This is a genomic window from Pseudomonas sp. B424 (assembly GCF_055408345.1).
In genome coordinates, this window is sequence record NZ_JBUZTL010000015.1 from 45,875 (window position 1) to 63,012 (window position 17,138).

Sequence of the window (17,138 nt, forward strand, 5' to 3'; positions counted from 1 at the left end):
GTTTCCTGAAAAGTCATTGGCATGAGTTTTCAGTACATCCAAAGCACAGCCCCACAGGGTGTTAGCTATGTATGAACACCGCCCGGGGGGCTGAAGTTGACTACGCTATGGAGTGAAGCTGCCCCATCATCCGAGAGCCGAGGGCCTTATGGACGATCCTGCGAACGACAAGCCACCGAGCATCTGGCAAGTGCTGCACAGCGTGATGGCCGCCGCCTTTGGCGTACAAAGCGCCAAAAACCGGAGCCGCGATTTTACCCACGGCAAACCCAGCCAGTTTTTGATTCTGGGGTTGCTGTTTACTCTGGTGTTTGCGTTGACCCTGTTCGGGATCGTCAAGTTGGTGCTGCATCTGGCGGGGGTATAGAAGACGGTTGTGGAAGCTGGTCTGCCAGCGAAAGCATCACCGCGCTGACTCAGGCAGACCAGGGCGCCTGCTTCGCCAGCAGGCTGGCTCGCGCAAATGACGTTTTAGCTACTGGTGACTGACCCAGAACACGGCGGTGGATACCACCAGGATAATCATGAAAAAAATGGCCCATGCATCGACCTTGCTGTCGCTTTTACGCGCTTTGACTGGAGTGCTCATCGCATCGCCTCTTTTGTATTTTTATGGGTGATTGCTTGAAGACATACTCAGTAAAGTCCAGCAATGCCCTTCTCACAAGTAAGGGATTGAGAATCAACCGCTTATAGTCGTTTTGGTTCTTTGCATATGCTTAAACATCACTTTTGCGCATAACTACAAACTGGTATCGTGCCCCGCTCCGTGGGGAGTGCGCGGCCGTGCGCGCAGATAAGCTGTTAGCAGCCTGAGAACAGGACCTATATGTACGTATATGACGAGTACGATCAGCGGATCATCGAGGACCGCGTAAAGCAGTTCCGGGATCAGACCCGACGCTATCTGGCAGGTGAGCTGAGCGAAGAAGAATTCCGCCCCCTGCGCCTGCAAAATGGCCTTTATGTTCAACGCTTTGCCCCGATGCTGCGGGTTGCGGTGCCTTATGGCCAACTGACTTCGCGCCAGGCGCGAATGATGGCCAAGATCGCTCGCGACTATGACAAGGGCTACGCCCACATCAGTACCCGCCAGAACGTGCAATTCAACTGGCCCGCACTGGAAGATATTCCGGACATCCTGGAAGAGCTGGCAACCGTGCAGATGCACGCCATTCAGACCAGCGGCAACTGCCTGCGCAACGTCACCACCGACCAGTTCGCGGGTGTCGCGGCCGATGAGTTGATCGACTCGCGCCCCTGGTGCGAAATCGTGCGTCAGTGGACGACCTTCCACCCGGAATTCGCCTACCTGCCACGCAAATTCAAAATCGCGATCAATGGCTCGGCCTCCGACCGTGCAGCCATTGAAGTGCATGACATTGGCCTTGAGCCAGTGTTCAACGAAGCCGGCGAGCTCGGCTTCCGCGTACTTGTAGGTGGCGGCCTGGGCCGTACGCCGGTAGTCGGCGCATTCATCAATGAATTCCTGCCGTGGCCAGACTTGCTGAGCTACCTCGAAGCCATCCTGCGGGTTTACAACCGCTATGGCCGTCGTGACAACAAGTACAAGGCGCGGATCAAGATTCTGGTCAAGGCTCTCACGCCTGAAGTGTTCGCCGAGCGTGTTGAAGCCGAAATGGCTCACCTGCGCGGCGGTTCAAACACCCTGACCGAAGCCGAAGTGCAGCGTATCGCCAAGCATTTCGTGGACCCGGACTACAAAGACCTGCCTGACTTCGGCGCTGAATTGACCGAGCTCGACAAACAGCACCCGGGCTTCGCCCGCTGGCGTACCCGCAACACCCTGGCCCACAAAAAGCCGGGCTATGTCGCGGTCACCCTGTCGCTCAAGCCTACCGGCGTCGCACCGGGCGATGTGACCGACAAGCAGTGGGACGCCATTGCCGAAATGGCCGATCGCTACAGCTTTGGCCAACTGCGCACGTCCCACGAACAGAACATCATCCTGGCCGATGTGGAAGAGAACCTGCTGTTCGCCATGTGGGGCGAGTTGCGCGAGAACGGTTTCGCCACGCCGAACATTGGCTTGCTGACCGACATGATCTGCTGCCCTGGCGGCGACTTCTGCTCGCTGGCCAACGCCAAGTCGATCCCGATTGCCGAGTCGATCCAGCGCCGCTTTGAAGACCTGGACTACCTGTTCGACATCGGCGAGTTGGACCTGAACATCTCCGGTTGCATGAACGCCTGTGGTCACCACCACGTCGGTCACATCGGGATTCTGGGTGTCGACAAGAAAGGTGCAGAGTTCTATCAGGTGTCTTTGGGTGGCAGCGCCAGCCGTGATGCCAGCCTGGGCAAGATCCTGGGCCCTTCGTTCGCCCAGGACGCCATGCCGGACGTGATTGAAAAGCTGATCGACGTGTACATTGAAAAACGTACCGAAGACGAGCGTTTCATCGACACCTACCAACGTATCGGCATCGAGCCTTTCAAGGAGCGCGTCTATGCAGCGAATAATTAAGAACAACGAAGTCATCGACGAAACCTGGCACTTGCTGCCCAAGGACGCCAGCTTTGACGAGATCTCCAACTGCGACGACCTGATCGTCCCGCTGGCCCTGTGGCGCGAGCACGGCCATGCCCTCAAGGCCCGCGATGGCGGCCTGGGCGTGTGGCTGGACAGCGATGAAGAAGCCGAGGAACTGGGCGACGACGTGGCGCACTTCCAGGTGATTGCCCTGAACTTCCCCGCCTTCACCGATGGCCGCAGCTACTCCAATGCCCGCCTGCTGCGTGACCGTTACGGTTACAAAGGCGAATTGCGAGCCATTGGCGATGTGCTGCGCGACCAGTTGTTCTATCTGCATCGCTGCGGGTTCGACGCGTTCGCCATTCGCGCCGACAAAGACCCGTACGAAGCACTGCAAGGCCTGAAGGATTTTTCGGTAACCTACCAGTCTTCAACCGACGAACCGATGCCGTTGTTCCGGCGTCGTTGATCCCCGAACCGGCCCTGAGTCGTCCCGGACTCAGGATCGGTTTTCATGTCCGCCATCAAGGCTCTAGCGGGTGTTCCTCGAGCTCCTGGCTGGTCAGTTGACGCACCAACAAGGCCCTGGCCTTTTTCCGCACATCGCCCAACGCATTTGACTGCGTGACATAGTCGTCACTGGACATACTTTCTCGCGCCGCATACAGAACGTCCATGCGCTCATCCTGGGGCTCGTCGGAAGCGGTGAAGGCTTCGGCGTATTTTTTTTCCAGAAAATCTATCCAAAACCCTCTGTTCTCGATCGACGTTGTTATGGCTTCTAACTTTTCCTGCTCAAGCACATAGCTTTTGCCTATTTCAAGCTCGGCGGGCGTCACCTTCGCAATCCTTTCAAAACGCATGCTCTTGGGCCTCGCCGGCAATCCCAGGGAGTCGGCCAATTTAACGTGATAAAACATTTGTACTTGCAACGGATCAAGTTCGGCGACCCGGCTTCTCACCCCGGCCGGGCTCAGCAGTTCCGCCAGCCTCAAGGCTTCAGGCGTACCCAGGCGATAGGCCACACCCTGCAGCTCCACGGGGTCCATGCTGCTCAACGGGGCCGTGGCATACTCCGCGCCGACCTCATCGACCATAAACTGCAACTGCTGCACATACGCCAGTTGCTGGGCCTGAATGGCGGCCAGCCGTACCTCGATAACGCCATTGACATGCTTGTTGAGCAGTTCGATACGGAACAATCCGCGGGCCAGCTTCAAAAGGCTCTCTTCCGTATTGGCGCGGGTATACGCCATAAACACCTGATACTGCAGCTCCATATCGGCAAAAATCATCGCTATGCCGTCAGCACATGTTCGTGGGTCCGACGCGATCTCAAACACCCGTGTGCGCAACTCCTGATGGTCGTGCACCGCATCGAGCAAGGCCCAGATACGTTGGGTCAAATCTTCCCGCTGCTGCACAAACTGCGCTGAGGTGCTCAAGTCCTCCAGCACCCGAAAAAAATCGGCCGAGCCGGGGGTACCGAGCAAACCAGCCCATTGGGTCACCTGATCACGGGTGGGCAAGCTTGCCCAATGCTCGATGCCCCGCAGTGGGGCAACATGCTGACGCTGCACATCAACGCCAAAGTCGATGCCATGATCACGGTGATAGATCCGCAGGCGACGCAGGGAATCGTCACTGAACGGATTGTCGTGCAAAAAGGTGACGCGGTTAATCGCTTCCCTGTCCGCAGCTAACACCTCAGGCGGGATATGGCTGATGGCGTTATCCCGCAGATCCAGGGTCTGCAACTGCGCAAGGCGCTCAACCCCCTCCGGCCATTGCGAAAGCCCTGTGTGGCGCAACAACAAGTGTTTGAGCTCGTGCATTTGCCACACCGCCACACGCCTGCCCAACACATTACCGGTGAGGTTCAACAATTTGAGCCTGGTCAGGCCCGACAAGACGGCAGCGGCCCCTTCACTCAGGGCAATCTGGTTGCCTTGCAGGTTAAGCTCGCGCAACTCCGGCAGGCGTGCGATTGAATCCGGTAGCGCCACCAGGTGGCTGTTCTTGAGGGACAAAATGCGCAGATTTGGAAACCGGCCCAGAAACCCGGCAGGGAATGTTCCGCTGGATGAATTGGCCAGGTGCAATGCACTGACATGGGTGAAATCGGCGGAAAGCGTCGGCAAGCTATCCACCGGCCAGGCATCGAGGTCCAGTTCGTACCCGGTGTAACCATCGATGTGCACACTGGGAGTCTGCCGGCGCCATACGCGGATCAGGGCCTGGCTGATAGAACGTTTTTGCGCAGCCCCCAGCAGACTGCGCGGACCATTGTGGGGTTTGGTCCAGACACTCGCGTCTACCCACTCTTCCAGCTCGCGGCGCAAGGTCGCAAGTTCGGCCTTTAGATTCACCAGTGCACGGGTCATTAGCGCTACGGGCATTCTGAGCCTGTACAAAAACTGCCCGGCCTGCACCTCGCTCATTATCGGGTAAAGCTCAAGCACCAGGTCCTTGAGCCGACTCGGCTCGGCGGCGGGCAAGGCACGCCCGGAACGCCCGCCGAGGGTGTAACCCCGGCGTCCATCCGCCAGGCGCAAGGGCGATTTGAACCAGGGTTTTATCCGGTGCATGCCAAGGGTTTTGGCGACATTAGCGCGCTGTTGCGCCGCCAGGCTGGCTACTTTGAAACGCAGTTGGGCGCCGGGGTCGGCACCGGTGAGCCCAAGGGTGGTGCGCTCGGCAGGAATCAGGGCTTTGAGCACGCAACTCAACAGATCTGGGCTGCGATGGACCTCCCCCGCCGTGTCATAAAACTCGTAGACATCGGCATTTTTCAGAAACTCCCGTGGGGAGGCCGTGGCGAGGCCAAGATGGCCCACGACCTGTCGCGTCGCTTTATCACGCACTACAAAACCCGCTGCGCCTGGCCATCCCTGTAATTCAGGCAGCGTTTGCCACGCCACCGCCATGCTGTCCGCGTTGCCCAGTGCCTGATGAAAAATACCTTCAATCGTGCGGTTCACACGCAGCGTCTGTACGTAGACCCGTGCCTCTTCCAGCACAGTCAACGGCATTGCCCCCGTGCTTGCCAGCTGCACCCTTTGCTCGGCGCTCAGATGCTCGAGCAACTCCTCGATCACCGCCACCGGCAAGCTGGGGAACTGACGCTTGAGGCTGGCCGTATCGGCCGTCAGCACCTGCGAGGCGTCATACAGCCGAGATAGCAATGGCCCCTTGTCAGTTTCGGCATACCCGCCAAGCTTGCGCGCCAGGGCCGGTACCTGCTGTTCAAGCCACGGCAAGCGCTCACCCAGCAGGCCGTCGATCTGGGCTGCCGACAAACACTCCAGCGTCACCTTGAGCAGTTCACCCTTGTTGATCTGCGTTTGCACGATCTGCAGCCTGGGCTGCAACGACACCAGGTCAAGCCCGTACTCCTTGACCGTCATACCGTGTACGTCCACGACGCGTAATACCCGGTCCTGCGGCCATCCCGGCAGACGCGTCAACAGCTCCAGCTGCAAGTCCGCCTGTTCTGCGGTACCGGCCAAACCCTGTTTCATCTGGGTAATAAAGGTCTCGATCCTTTCACTCAGGCGTGCACGCTTGATGCTGTCGAACAACAAAGGAGGCGGTGGCAGGTTATCCATGAACAATTTGCGCAACTGCGCTTCGGATGTATGGGTCGAGGCCAGGACATGCTCGGCGCCAGCCTGCGAAAGCCCTTCGGCCTCGGGCCCCAGACGTCGGAGCATCTGCAGGGCGGACCCGTGCATCGCGTTGTCCCATTCATGGGTCCACAGGCCGCGGTTGTTATGAAACAAACGGGGGGTGTGAGCATCGGGATCGGTGGGGTGCCGAACATGGCAACGACCGGTCTGCGGCTCGATGGCGACCTCGAACGCCTTGCCCTCCAGCTTGATGAATTGCTGGCCATTGATGCGGTACAGCCCTTGTTGGTCGGGGACCAGGCCTGCCAGGGAAACATGCTTGAACTCATAAGGTGCAAGGTCGGGTTTCCACAGCCGGCTGTGGCCTTGTACCGTCTTGACCGGCACCAGCGCATCCACCACCGGCTCGGCCTTCAGCGCCCGCGCGGCACCGCCGGTACCGGCCAGCAAGCCAATGTTCTGGGCAACATCAAACAGGTGTTCAAGGGCTGCGGCCCGATCGTTGTGCTGCCAGGCCTCGATGCCCTCATACACCTCCCGGCCTAACTGAACCACACCGCTCGCCAGCAAGACCTGGCCCAGCACCGGCACAAACCCCAGGGCCAGCCCCAGCAAACTCATGCCCAGGTTCAGGTACATGGCCTGGCGCTCCAGGCGGCTCTTGGTGTCTTCATCCTCCGTTGGCACGATCAATTGCCGGGCGTCGTCTTTTATCTGGGCCAATTGCAGCGCCCAGGCCACTTCAAACGGGTTACCCGACTGCGGCTTATGCCGGGTTGCCGCCAGCAACGCGGGTTCATTGACGATGGGCGGGCGCCGCAACAAGAGGGAGTCCCAGGTCATCTGTTTGATCCGGGTACGGCGAATAAACTCGGCCCGGTGGCGGATAGGAACCCGTTGTACAAAATAGTCTGCCCATTTCGGCATCTTTAACCATTGGCGCAATTGAATCTTGAACTGCTCAAAGGTGCTGAACTCATAAAAGGATTTCTGGGGGGGATCCGGCAAATACACAACACAGGGCTGAGCAAGATGGACCGGTTTGCGCTCCGGCCAGAACACTATTATTCCCGGCAGGTCGAAGTCGAGGATTGCCAAAGTACTGTGTGCTGGATCACGACTGTCAAGCTGGGGTGAAGACGCCAATAGAAGATTGACCATCAATGCATATCGATGACTGGTGACTTCAGCTTTCATATAAGCAACGTGTAACGCCGACGCAAACTCATGGTGCTTGTTCATGCTGAACGTCTGGTTGATCTTGTACGCCCTGGAACGCGGATCATCCGCTGGCCAGACATCATCGGGCGGAAAAAAAATACTGTTCAAGTGCGACTGGTACTGTTCGCCCAGATTGAGATCACGGCATAGATGGGCAAAGTTTTCTGGCAACAGGCCACGGACCTCCAGTTTCTGCTGACCTTTCACTTCGAAAACTGAGGTTCCTGCAGAAAAACCACTGTCCCTGGTCTGGGCCAGTTCAAAGTTTTGCATCGCCGCCTGCAGCAAACTGTGATGGGTGATACTGGAGACCAGGTTGAGTTCCAGTGACTGCACAACCAAAACATCAGGAAGCAACCGCTTTATCAGTGTGTCTACCAACTGCAACTGCTGGTTGGCAATAAAGATCAAGAGATTGTTCAACAGATGGACTTCTTTAATGCCACAGGCTCTCGGGTTTAACTCGCCGTGACCATGGGCGACCAGGGCGGCCTTGAGCAACGGCTCTGCAAACTGTTCGATGGGCATGATCTGTGCCAGCACTGCCGACACTGCCGCCCGGGTCTGGTGGCCTTGTTTCATGCTATCGCGCAAGGCTTCACGTAAATAAGGTGGGGCCATTACAAACCAGGCCGGCAGCAAAGGCGGGATATAGGCCGCATGTAAGTTGTCGGCCAGCAGATTACCCAGCGCTGCAGAACGCTCGACAACCGCTAATTCGCTAACGGAAGCAGGAGGTAACGGTAGAGAGGTCATTACTTTGTCCAGATGATTTATCGAGCCATCAGCTTATCGATCACACCTGTTTCAACACCGTTAATTATTTAATTACTCAGCGCGGCCTCAACATCAAAAAACCGTCGCCTACAACTACCGCCCCACACTTCAACAATCATGTTGTTGTTCAACTGTCGCGGGAAGTTAAAGTTGCGCCAGCGGATGCTCATCGATTTCTTTTCGGGTCAGCCGGGCAATAAGTTCGGCTCTTGTCAGTTCCCGGCTTTCGCCAATAGCGTGTGATTGCACGACATAGTCCTGGCTGGACATACTTTCCCGCGCAATAAAAAGCACTTGCATGCGCTCGTGCAGCGGCGCATCAACTGCTTGAAACTCATCAGGGTATTTGCGCTGTAAAAACGTCCCCCAGAACCCGAGCTTTTCAATATAAGCCAACTTCGCCGCCGGGTTATCTTCACTCAATACATGCTGCCTGGCGGTTTCCAGTTGCTCAGGCGTCACCCTGGCCATTCTTTCAAAGATCATGTTCTTGGGTCGCGCCGGCAAACCCAGTTCCTGGGCCAGCTTGACCTGATAAAACATCTGCACTTCCAGGGGTTCCACCCGTTCGATCCGTGCTTGCAAGTCCGCAGGGCTCAGGCGCTGCGCCAGACGCAGCGCTTGAGCCGTACCCAGTTGATAAGCCATGTTTTGCTGTTCTTCGGGTGTCAAGTCAGCTAACGGCCGGGCTGCATAATCGGGCCCTGCGGCATCGATCAAACGCTGTAACTGCTCGATATTCTCTCGCTGCGCGGCATGGATCGCAGCAATCCTGGCGTCAATGACCCCCTGAACGTGCTTGTCCAGCAGCTCGATACGAAAGAGCCCATGTGCCAGCTTTAGCAACTTGTCTTCGGAGTTTTCGGTACTTTGGGCGATAAAAATCTGATGCCGAAGTTCCATGTCGGCAAAGATCATCGGAATGCCATCGGCACAGGTATCGGGATTGGCAGATACGTCGAATAGCTGATCTCGTAGAGCACTGTTTTCGTGCATGACCTTAAAAATGGCCCACACCCGCTGGCTCAGGTTCTCGCGCCCGTGCAGGTACTGGGATGAGGCGCTCAGGTCTTCAATGACGCGGAAAAAATCAGCCGATCCGTCAGTCCCTTTCAAATCACTCCACACCGTGCTCTGCTCAAACGTCGGCTGTGTCGACCAATGAAAGATCCCCTGAGCCTGCACCACATGCCGGCGCAGTGGGTCGATACCAAGGTCAATACCTTGTTCGCGCCGGTAAATCTCCAGGCGCCGTAAAGAATCGACACTCAAGGGGTTGTCATGCAAATAGGTGACGCGATTGATCTCTGCTCTGCTGGCCGTGAGCACTTCCTGGGGTATGCGACTGATGTCGTTATCCCGTAGATCCAGGTTTTGCAGATGGCTTAGCGCCTCAACCCCTTCTGGCCAGGTTTGTATGCCGGTATCGCGTAACCGCAGATGCTGCAGGTTCGCCATGCGCCTGATCGATATCCGCCGGCCCAGGTTATTACCGTTCAAGTTCAGCGATTTAAGTTTGGTTAGCGCCGACAATAGGGCGCTCCCTTGGCTGTTCAATACAATTTGATTGCCCCGCAGATCCAGCTCGATCAATTCCGGCATGGCCGAAAGCTCGGGGGGAAGCGCGCGCAGATGACTATGGGTCAGGGACAACACCCGCAAATTGCGAAATTTCTCCAGAAACCCCCGTGGGAACTTGCCGTTTGGCGAGTAGTTCAAGCGAAGTGAACTGATATGACCGAAGTCGGCAGACAACTCGGGTAAGGCGTCGACCGGCCAGGCATTGAGGTTGAGGACATAGCCTGTGTGCCCATCAAAATGCACACTCTCGGTTTGACGCCGCCAGGCACGGAGCAGCACTTGGCTGATGGCACGCTTGTGCTCGACCGACACTAGCACCTGTGGGCCGTTGGAGAGCTGGCTCCAGACCGGCCTGGACACCCATTGATCGAGATCGTTGCGTAATGTATCCAGCTCGGCCTTGAGCCGGGACAATGCGCGGGCGGTCAGCACCGGTGAGAGATTCAAGCGGTATAAAAATTGACCCGCCTGTGTCTCGTCCATCGTCGGGAACAATTGCGCGACCAGATCCTTGAGCAACAATGTTCTGCTTTCTTGCGCCATATGCCCCGAACGCCCGCCCAAGGTGTAACCCAGCCGGCCATCCGCCAGGCGCAGGGGGGATTTGAACCAGGGTTTTATGTGCTGCATGCCTAACACCTCGGCACTTTGCGCACGCTGCTGCGCGGCCAGGTCGGCGATTTTTCGGCTCAGCACCACTGACGGCTCGACGACGGGCAACCCCAATACAGAGCGTTCATAGGGCGACAATGCCCTGGCCACACACTTCAATAGATAAGGGCTGGTGTAAGCCCCCTCGACACCGGCGCCGGCAACTTCGTACAGGCTGCCATGTTTGAATATTTCACGACTGCCTGCGGCCGAGTCGTTACCCACGGTGTCCAGCACCGCACCGCTGGTTTTATCGCGCAGAACCATGCCCATGGTGTCGGCCCAACCAGGCAAGCGCGCCAATGTGTGCAGCGCCAGCCTGTTGCTGTCGGCACTGTTCAGGGCCTCAAAGTAAAGCCCCTCCAGCGAGCGGTTCAAACGCAATACCTGCGCGTAACCGCGCGCCTCCTCCAGCACATGCAGCGGCAACCGCCCGGTGCCGCCCAAGGCTGAAACCTGGGTAGTTGCATGATGGCCGAGCAACTCCTTCATCACCGTGACCGGCAAGCCGGGAAATTGTTTTTGCAGGGCCGTCATCTGCGGCGTCAGTACGTCGTCAAGGGCATATAGCCGCGTCAGCAATTCAGATTTGTTCTCGTGGGCATGCTTACCGAGCTTGCGCGACAGCGCTTGAACCTGTTGCCTCAACCCGCTGACTGGCTCACCGAGCAATTGCTCGATTTGAGCTGAAGACAAGCATTCCAGCGTGACTTTCAACAGGTCACCGTTTTTGACCTGGACCTCGGCGATTTGCAACCTGGGGTGCAGGGCCTGCAATTGGCGCCCGTACTCCTTGAGCGTTACCCCGTCCATGTCTACCACGCGCAGCACTCGATCCAACGGCCAGCCAGGCAGTTGGGGCAACAGCTCCAATTGCAGCGTGGCATTTTCGACGGTTAGATCGACGGCCTGCTTCATTTGCACGATGAAACGTTCGATGGTTTCACTCAACCGCACACGCTTGATGCTGTCGGCCAACAAGCCTGGTGGGGGGCGATTATCCATATGCAGTTCGCGCAGGACCTGTTCGCGAGTATCGGTCGACGCCAGGATATGTTCGAGGGTGGTATCCGAAAAAGCCTGGGCATCAGGCCCAAGGCGGCGCAGCAACTGCATGCGCGACCATTGCATGGGGGTTTCCAGTTCATGGCGCCAGGCACCATTCCCGTTGTGTTTGAGGCGGGGGGTGTAGGCTTGCGGGTCGTCTGGATGCTGGATAAAGCCGGTTTGTGCGTCCGTATCGGTTGTCACGCAAAACACCTTGTCTTGCAGCCTGACAAATTGCTTGCCGCTCACGCTGTACAGCCCTTGCGCGTCGGGTTTGAGCCCTGTGAGCGATACTTTTTTGAACTCGTAGGGTGTGAGATCCGGCTTCCACAGGCGTTGTTGCCCACTCACGGCTCGAACCGGGACCAAGGCATCCACAAAGGGCGACGGCTTAAGCACTCTGGCTGCGGCACTGGCGCTGCCCGCCAGGGCGATGTTTTGCGCAAGGTCGAACAAATGCTCCAGCGCAGCGGCCCGGTCGTCGCGTTGCCAGGCTTCAATACCCTCATACACGTCAACGCCCAATTGAATCACACTGGTTAGCAGCAAGATCTCGCCCAACACAGGTACGAACCCCAGTGCCAGCGCCATCACGCTCAACCCCAGGTTCAGAAATGATGCCTGCCGGGCCAATCGACTTTTTGAATCTTCGTCCTGGGTAGGCACTATCAACAGCCGGGCATCGTCCTTTATTTGTGCCAGTTGCAGTCGCCAGGCCACGTCGAACGGGTCCTCGGACTGGAGGATATGCCTGGACTCCGACATCAGGGCCGGCTCGTTGATGATCGGCGACCGCCGCAATAACAGAGAGTCCCATGCCATGTTTTTTGCATCCGTGCGGCGCATAAATTCGGCACGGTAGCGCAGGGGCACCAACTGGAAAAAGTAGCGGGTAAATACAGCGTCTTTTAACCAGACGCGCAGCGTTGCTTTAAATAAATCAAAGCTCTCGAAGTGGTGGAATGCTTTATGGGGGCTACGCGGAAAATACAGGACACACGACTGCGCCTGGTTCACGGGTTTGTTTTCAGGCCACAAGATAATAACCCCTGGCACTTCAAAACCCATGATATGGAAGGTGCTATGGACACTCTGCATACCTGCCAACCGTGCGGTTGAGGCCGATAACAGATTGACGATGAACCCATAGTTCGTCGAATTAATTTCCTGTTTCAGATAGGCCATGTGCAAGGCCACCTCAAACTCATGCCGCAAGTTTTGGCTAAACACACGTTTCAACTGATAGGCTTTGGATCGGGCATCCTCAGGCGCCAAATTATCATCGGCCGGTTCGAATACATTATTAAGGTGCCATTGGTATTGTTCGCCCAGATTAAAATCCCGGCATATTTGTGCAAAACGTTCGGGTTTGAGTTCGGGCTGTTCAACCCGCTGCGTGCCATTGACCGAATAAATAGCCGTGCCGCGATCGAACCCTCCGGCTGCCGTCTCGGCGGCTTCAAAGTTCTGCAGGGCCGCCTGAAGCAAGCTGTGGTGCGTAATGCTGGATACCAGATCAAGTTCCAGGGTTTCTGGGGTCAGGATATCGGGGACTACCAGCTGGACCAATGTATCCGCCAGGGTGACCTGTTGCTGGGCAAAGAACAGCAGCAAGTTGCTCAACAGGCGAACGTGTTTAAGCCCATGGGTCCTGGGGTTCACCTCGGACCACCCATGGAAGGTCAACGCTGTTTTCAGCAAGGGCTCGGCAAACACCTCCACCGGTTTAAGCTGGGCTAAAACAGCTGTCACTGCTCGCTGAGTATCGTGGCTGCGTTTAAAACTACTGCGTAGCGCCTCGCGCACCGTTGGCGGTGCAACTATGAACCAGGGTGCCAGATGCTCTGACAGCAGGACTTCATGTAGATTTACAACCCGTGTATTAGCCAGTTCACTGGCGCGGTCGACAACGGTTTGTTCCGGGCCTGATAAATCAGGCGTTATTGTAGGGGGCATGGCTCAAGCCTGGTGTTTCGTTCGAGGCTTTAGCTTATAGATAACCGTGAGGATTGATCCGCTAATTACTTGATCAATTAACAAGCGACGCATTTGAATATGAAGTTTGAATGCTACATAACTACCGCACTTAAACTTGGTCTTAGAGGCCACTGCAGCACTGTTGCAATCACTCGATCACAACAGTGCCTGCGGCTTTACCAAAAGCGTGACTGGGTCAAACGCTCCCACAGTGAATCAATAACACCGGCCGCCGAGGTGCTGGCCGCCAGCCCCACACGCTCTTGCAAACTCTTGCGCTGTGCGTAGTGCAAGTGATAGAGCTGGGCATCCTTGGCCCGCTCGGACAAGTACTCATCGCTGGTTTTAAGTTCATCGACCAGTTGTTTTTCGACAGCAGCCACACCCAGCCAGACTTCACCGGTGGCCACTTCATCAATCGCCAGTTGCGGGCGGTACTTGGCCACGAAGTTTTTGAACAGCTGATGGGTAATGTCCAGATCCTGCTGAAACTTCTCACGGCCCTTTTCGGTGTTTTCACCAAAAACCGTCAGCGTGCGCTTGTACTCGCCTGCGGTCAGGACTTCATAGTCGATATCGTGTTTTTTCAGCAGTCGGTTAACGTTGGGCAACTGCGCCACAACGCCGATGGAGCCCAAGATCGCAAAGGGCGCGCTGATAATCTTCTGCCCGATACACGCCATCATGTACCCGCCACTGGCCGCGACCTTGTCGATGCAGATGGTCAGCGGAATGCCCGCCTGACGAATCCGCGCCAGTTGCGACGAGGCCAGGCCGTAGCTGTGGACCATCCCGCCGCCGCTTTCAAGGCGCAGCACCACTTCGTCTGCCGGCTTTGCCAGGGCCAGCAACGCGGTGATTTCGTGACGCAGGCTTTCAGTGGCAGAGGCTTTGATGTCACCTACAAAGTCCAGGACAAAGACCCGCGGCTTGTCATCCGGTTGTTTTTTCAGTTTTTTGTCGGTTTTAGCGGTCTGCTTGTGCAGGGCCTTGAGCTGACTTTTGGACAACAGCGTCTGCTCCAGACGCTCGCGCAGGCCCTTGTAAAAGTCATTGAGTTTGATGACCTGCAATTGCCCGGTAGCACGACGCCCTTTGCCACGCAATGCGGCGAGGGTCACCAGGACCACCACAATGGCGATCACCAGGGTCACGGTTTTAGCCAAAAAACTGGCGTACTCGGCAAGAAATTCCACAGCCTCTCCTTAAAACGTCTGCAACCCTCGGGTCAGGGCTGCGCAATGACGTCCAGCATACCGGCGCCAACCGGGGCCTGCCACCCGGGAAGCACCTTGCCTTTGGACGTCAGAAGGAATTCAAACAAGCGTATGTTTTTTCATTGACAGCCACTTGCCATCCTCCTAACCTCGCCTGACTTTGAAAGCACCGGGATGACGCGCACGTGGGCAGCATCTATTTAATCAGACATGGCCAGGCCTCCTTCGGAGCAGACGACTACGACGTACTGTCGCCGCTGGGCGTCAGGCAGGCACAAGTCGTGGGTCAGCATCTGGTTGATCTGGACCTGCGCTTTGATCGCTGCGTGTCGGGCGAATTGTTGCGTCAGCAAGACACCGCGCGCCATGCCCTGGAGCAGTTTCGCGCTGTCGGGCTGCCCGTGCCGGCCCTGGAAACAGACGCTGCGTTCGACGAGTTCGATGCGTTCGCCGTACTGGGTGCCCTGTTGCCGGGCCTGCTGCCGGACGAACCCGACGCCATTGCCGCCATGCACAATGCGGCCCACAACCCGGCGGAGTTCCAGCGCATCTTTGAGCTGATCATCGCCCGCTGGCTCAGTGGCACCTATGACACCCCGCAGCTGGAAACCTGGCTGGGTTTTGTCGAACGGGTCCAGGCGGGTCTTAACCGCCTGCTCGACCTGGCGCGCAACCAGCAGACGATCGCCGTGTTCACCTCCGGCGGCACCATCACTGCCCTGCTCCACATCCTGACCCAGATTCCAGCCAGCGATGCCTTCAAGCTGACCTGGCACATTGCTAACACCTCGCTCAGCCTGCTCAAGTTCCAAGGCCGCGAGGTCACCCTGGCTTCCTTCAACAGTCATGCGCATTTGCAACTGTTGAAGACGCCGTCACTCATCACTTATCGTTGAGCGTCGGCAACCGCGGCCTCCGGGTCGCCGTAACCCACCACAAAAGGATCGAACCATGACTTCTGTAGCTGATGCCGTTCAAGCAATGAAAGCCAAATTCAACCCAGCCGCTGCTGCTGGCCTGGACCTGGTTTTCGGTTTCCGCATTGATGACGACAAAAACTTCTCGCTGATCGTCAAAGACAGCACCTGCGAACTGAAGGAAGGCGAAAACCCGGACGCTCAAGTGACTCTGGTCATGGACGGCGAAACCCTGGAAGGCATCGTCAGCGGCGAAACCGACGGCATGCAAGCATTCATGGGCGGCAAACTGCGCGCTGAAGGCGACATGATGCTGGCCATGAAGCTCAGCGAACTGTTCCCGGCTTAAGCCACACGCTTCACAAAAAAACCGGAGCCCACGCACTCCGGTTTTTTTTCGTCTGTGCTTCACTCAAAGGCTATCAAGCGCGCTGATTACCCGCTAACACCCCTACCTATTAAGGCCCTGCTTGCCTTGTCGGCAATGCGTCAGCCCATTAGATTGGCGAATGTTGTCAGGCCTAAAATATAAGCAGAAGAGATAGACATGGCGCTTACCGACTCGTCCACCCGCATCCGCTCTGGCGAAGAACTCGACGCCGGCCACATTGATCCCTGGCTCAAGGCCCATATTGCCGGGCTCACCGGGCAGCCCGCGATCAGCCAGTTCCCCGGCGGCGCGTCGAACCTTACCTACCTCATCGAATACCCCGGCGTTGAGCTGGTTCTGCGCCGCCCGCCGTTTGGCCACAAGGCCAAGTCGGCCCACGACATGGGCCGCGAGTTCCGCATCCTCAATCAACTCAAGGATGCCTTCCCCTACTGCCCGAAAGCCTATGCCCACTGCACCGATGAGTCCGTGATCGGCAGCGAGTTTTATGTGATGGAGAGGCTCAAGGGCATCATCCTGCGCGCCGACCTGCCGCCAGAACTTGGCCTCACGCCCGACCACACGCGCACCTTGTGCCAAAGCTTCATCGACAAGCTGGTGGAACTGCACAAGGTTGATTACACCGCCTGTGGCCTGAGCGATCTGGGCAAACCCGAAGGCTATGTGCAACGCCAGATTGGCGGCTGGTGCGAGCGCTACGAAAAAGCCCTGACCCCGGATGCACCGCGCTGGGAAGCGGTCAAGGACTGGCTAAAAGCCAATATGCCCGCTGACCACCCCTCGCCTGCCATCGTTCACAACGACTACCGCTTCGACAACGTGATCCTCGCCCCGCACAACCCGATGCAGATCATCGGCGTGCTGGACTGGGAGCTGACCACCCTGGGCGACCCGCTTATGGATCTGGGCAACACACTCGCCTACTGGATTGAAGCCGACGACCCGGCCCCGGTGCAGTTGATGCGCCGCCAGCCAAGCCATGCGCCCGGCATGCTGACCCGTCGCGAATTCGTCGACTACTACGCCGAACGTTCAGGGACTCAGATAGATAATTACGACTTTTACTACACTTATGGCCTGTTCCGTCTGGCCGGTATCGTTCAGCAAATCTACTACCGCTACTACCACGGCCAGACCCAGGACCAACGCTTTGCTCAATTTGTGCAGATGAACGCCTTGCTTGAGCAGATGAGTCTCAAGGTCATCGCCCCCAAAACTCGCACTCGCTAAGGA

Annotated in this window: 9 protein-coding genes; 6 read left to right on the forward strand and 3 right to left on the reverse strand. The window is 57.1% G+C overall.

The window, feature by feature from the left end; genetic code table 11:
• Positions 1-148: 148 nt before the first annotated feature.
• The 3 genes from ACZRMS_RS17200 (at position 149) to ACZRMS_RS17210 (ending at position 2,966) form a co-directional block, all read left to right on the forward strand.
• The gene (locus tag ACZRMS_RS17200; protein ID WP_463996247.1) at positions 149-367 is read left to right on the forward strand and encodes a DUF2970 domain-containing protein; all 219 of its coding nucleotides are present in this window, start codon (positions 149-151) and stop codon (positions 365-367) included.
• Between the two features lie 462 nt (positions 368-829).
• The gene (locus ACZRMS_RS17205; protein ID WP_463996248.1) at positions 830-2,488 is read left to right on the forward strand and encodes a nitrite/sulfite reductase; all 1,659 of its coding nucleotides are present in this window, start codon (positions 830-832) and stop codon (positions 2,486-2,488) included.
• A complete protein-coding gene (locus ACZRMS_RS17210; RefSeq protein WP_463996249.1) occupies positions 2,472-2,966 on the forward strand; it encodes a DUF934 domain-containing protein in 495 nt (164 codons plus the stop codon). The genes ACZRMS_RS17205 and ACZRMS_RS17210 overlap by 17 nt, the downstream gene beginning before the upstream one ends.
• Before the next feature lie 55 nt (positions 2,967-3,021).
• Here the strand turns inward: ACZRMS_RS17210 and ACZRMS_RS17215 are convergent, their stop codons facing one another.
• The 3 genes from ACZRMS_RS17215 to sohB form a co-directional block, all read right to left on the reverse strand.
• Positions 3,022-8,103: an NEL-type E3 ubiquitin ligase domain-containing protein gene (locus ACZRMS_RS17215; protein WP_463996250.1), complete on the reverse strand. Its 5,082-nt coding sequence runs from the start codon at positions 8,101-8,103 to the stop codon at positions 3,022-3,024.
• Between the two features lie 165 nt (positions 8,104-8,268).
• Positions 8,269-13,359: an NEL-type E3 ubiquitin ligase domain-containing protein gene (locus ACZRMS_RS17220; protein WP_463996251.1), complete on the reverse strand. Its 5,091-nt coding sequence runs from the start codon at positions 13,357-13,359 to the stop codon at positions 8,269-8,271.
• A gap of 197 nt (positions 13,360-13,556) precedes the next feature.
• Positions 13,557-14,576: a protease SohB gene (gene sohB, locus ACZRMS_RS17225; RefSeq protein ID WP_463996252.1), complete on the reverse strand. Its 1,020-nt coding sequence runs from the start codon at positions 14,574-14,576 to the stop codon at positions 13,557-13,559.
• A gap of 206 nt (positions 14,577-14,782) precedes the next feature.
• On the opposite strand from sohB, the gene ACZRMS_RS17230 reads away from it, so the two are divergent.
• From ACZRMS_RS17230 to ACZRMS_RS17240, 3 genes are all read left to right on the forward strand, one after another.
• Entirely contained in the window at positions 14,783-15,493 is a 711-nt protein-coding gene (locus ACZRMS_RS17230) for a histidine phosphatase family protein (protein WP_463996253.1), read from the forward strand.
• A gap of 55 nt (positions 15,494-15,548) precedes the next feature.
• A complete protein-coding gene (locus ACZRMS_RS17235) occupies positions 15,549-15,863 on the forward strand; it encodes an SCP2 sterol-binding domain-containing protein (protein WP_048358034.1) in 315 nt (104 codons plus the stop codon).
• Positions 15,864-16,061: 198 nt separating this feature from the next.
• Positions 16,062-17,135, forward strand: a complete 1,074-nt coding sequence (locus tag ACZRMS_RS17240) for a phosphotransferase family protein (protein WP_463996254.1) — start codon at positions 16,062-16,064, stop codon at positions 17,133-17,135.
• Positions 17,136-17,138 lie beyond the last annotated feature (3 nt).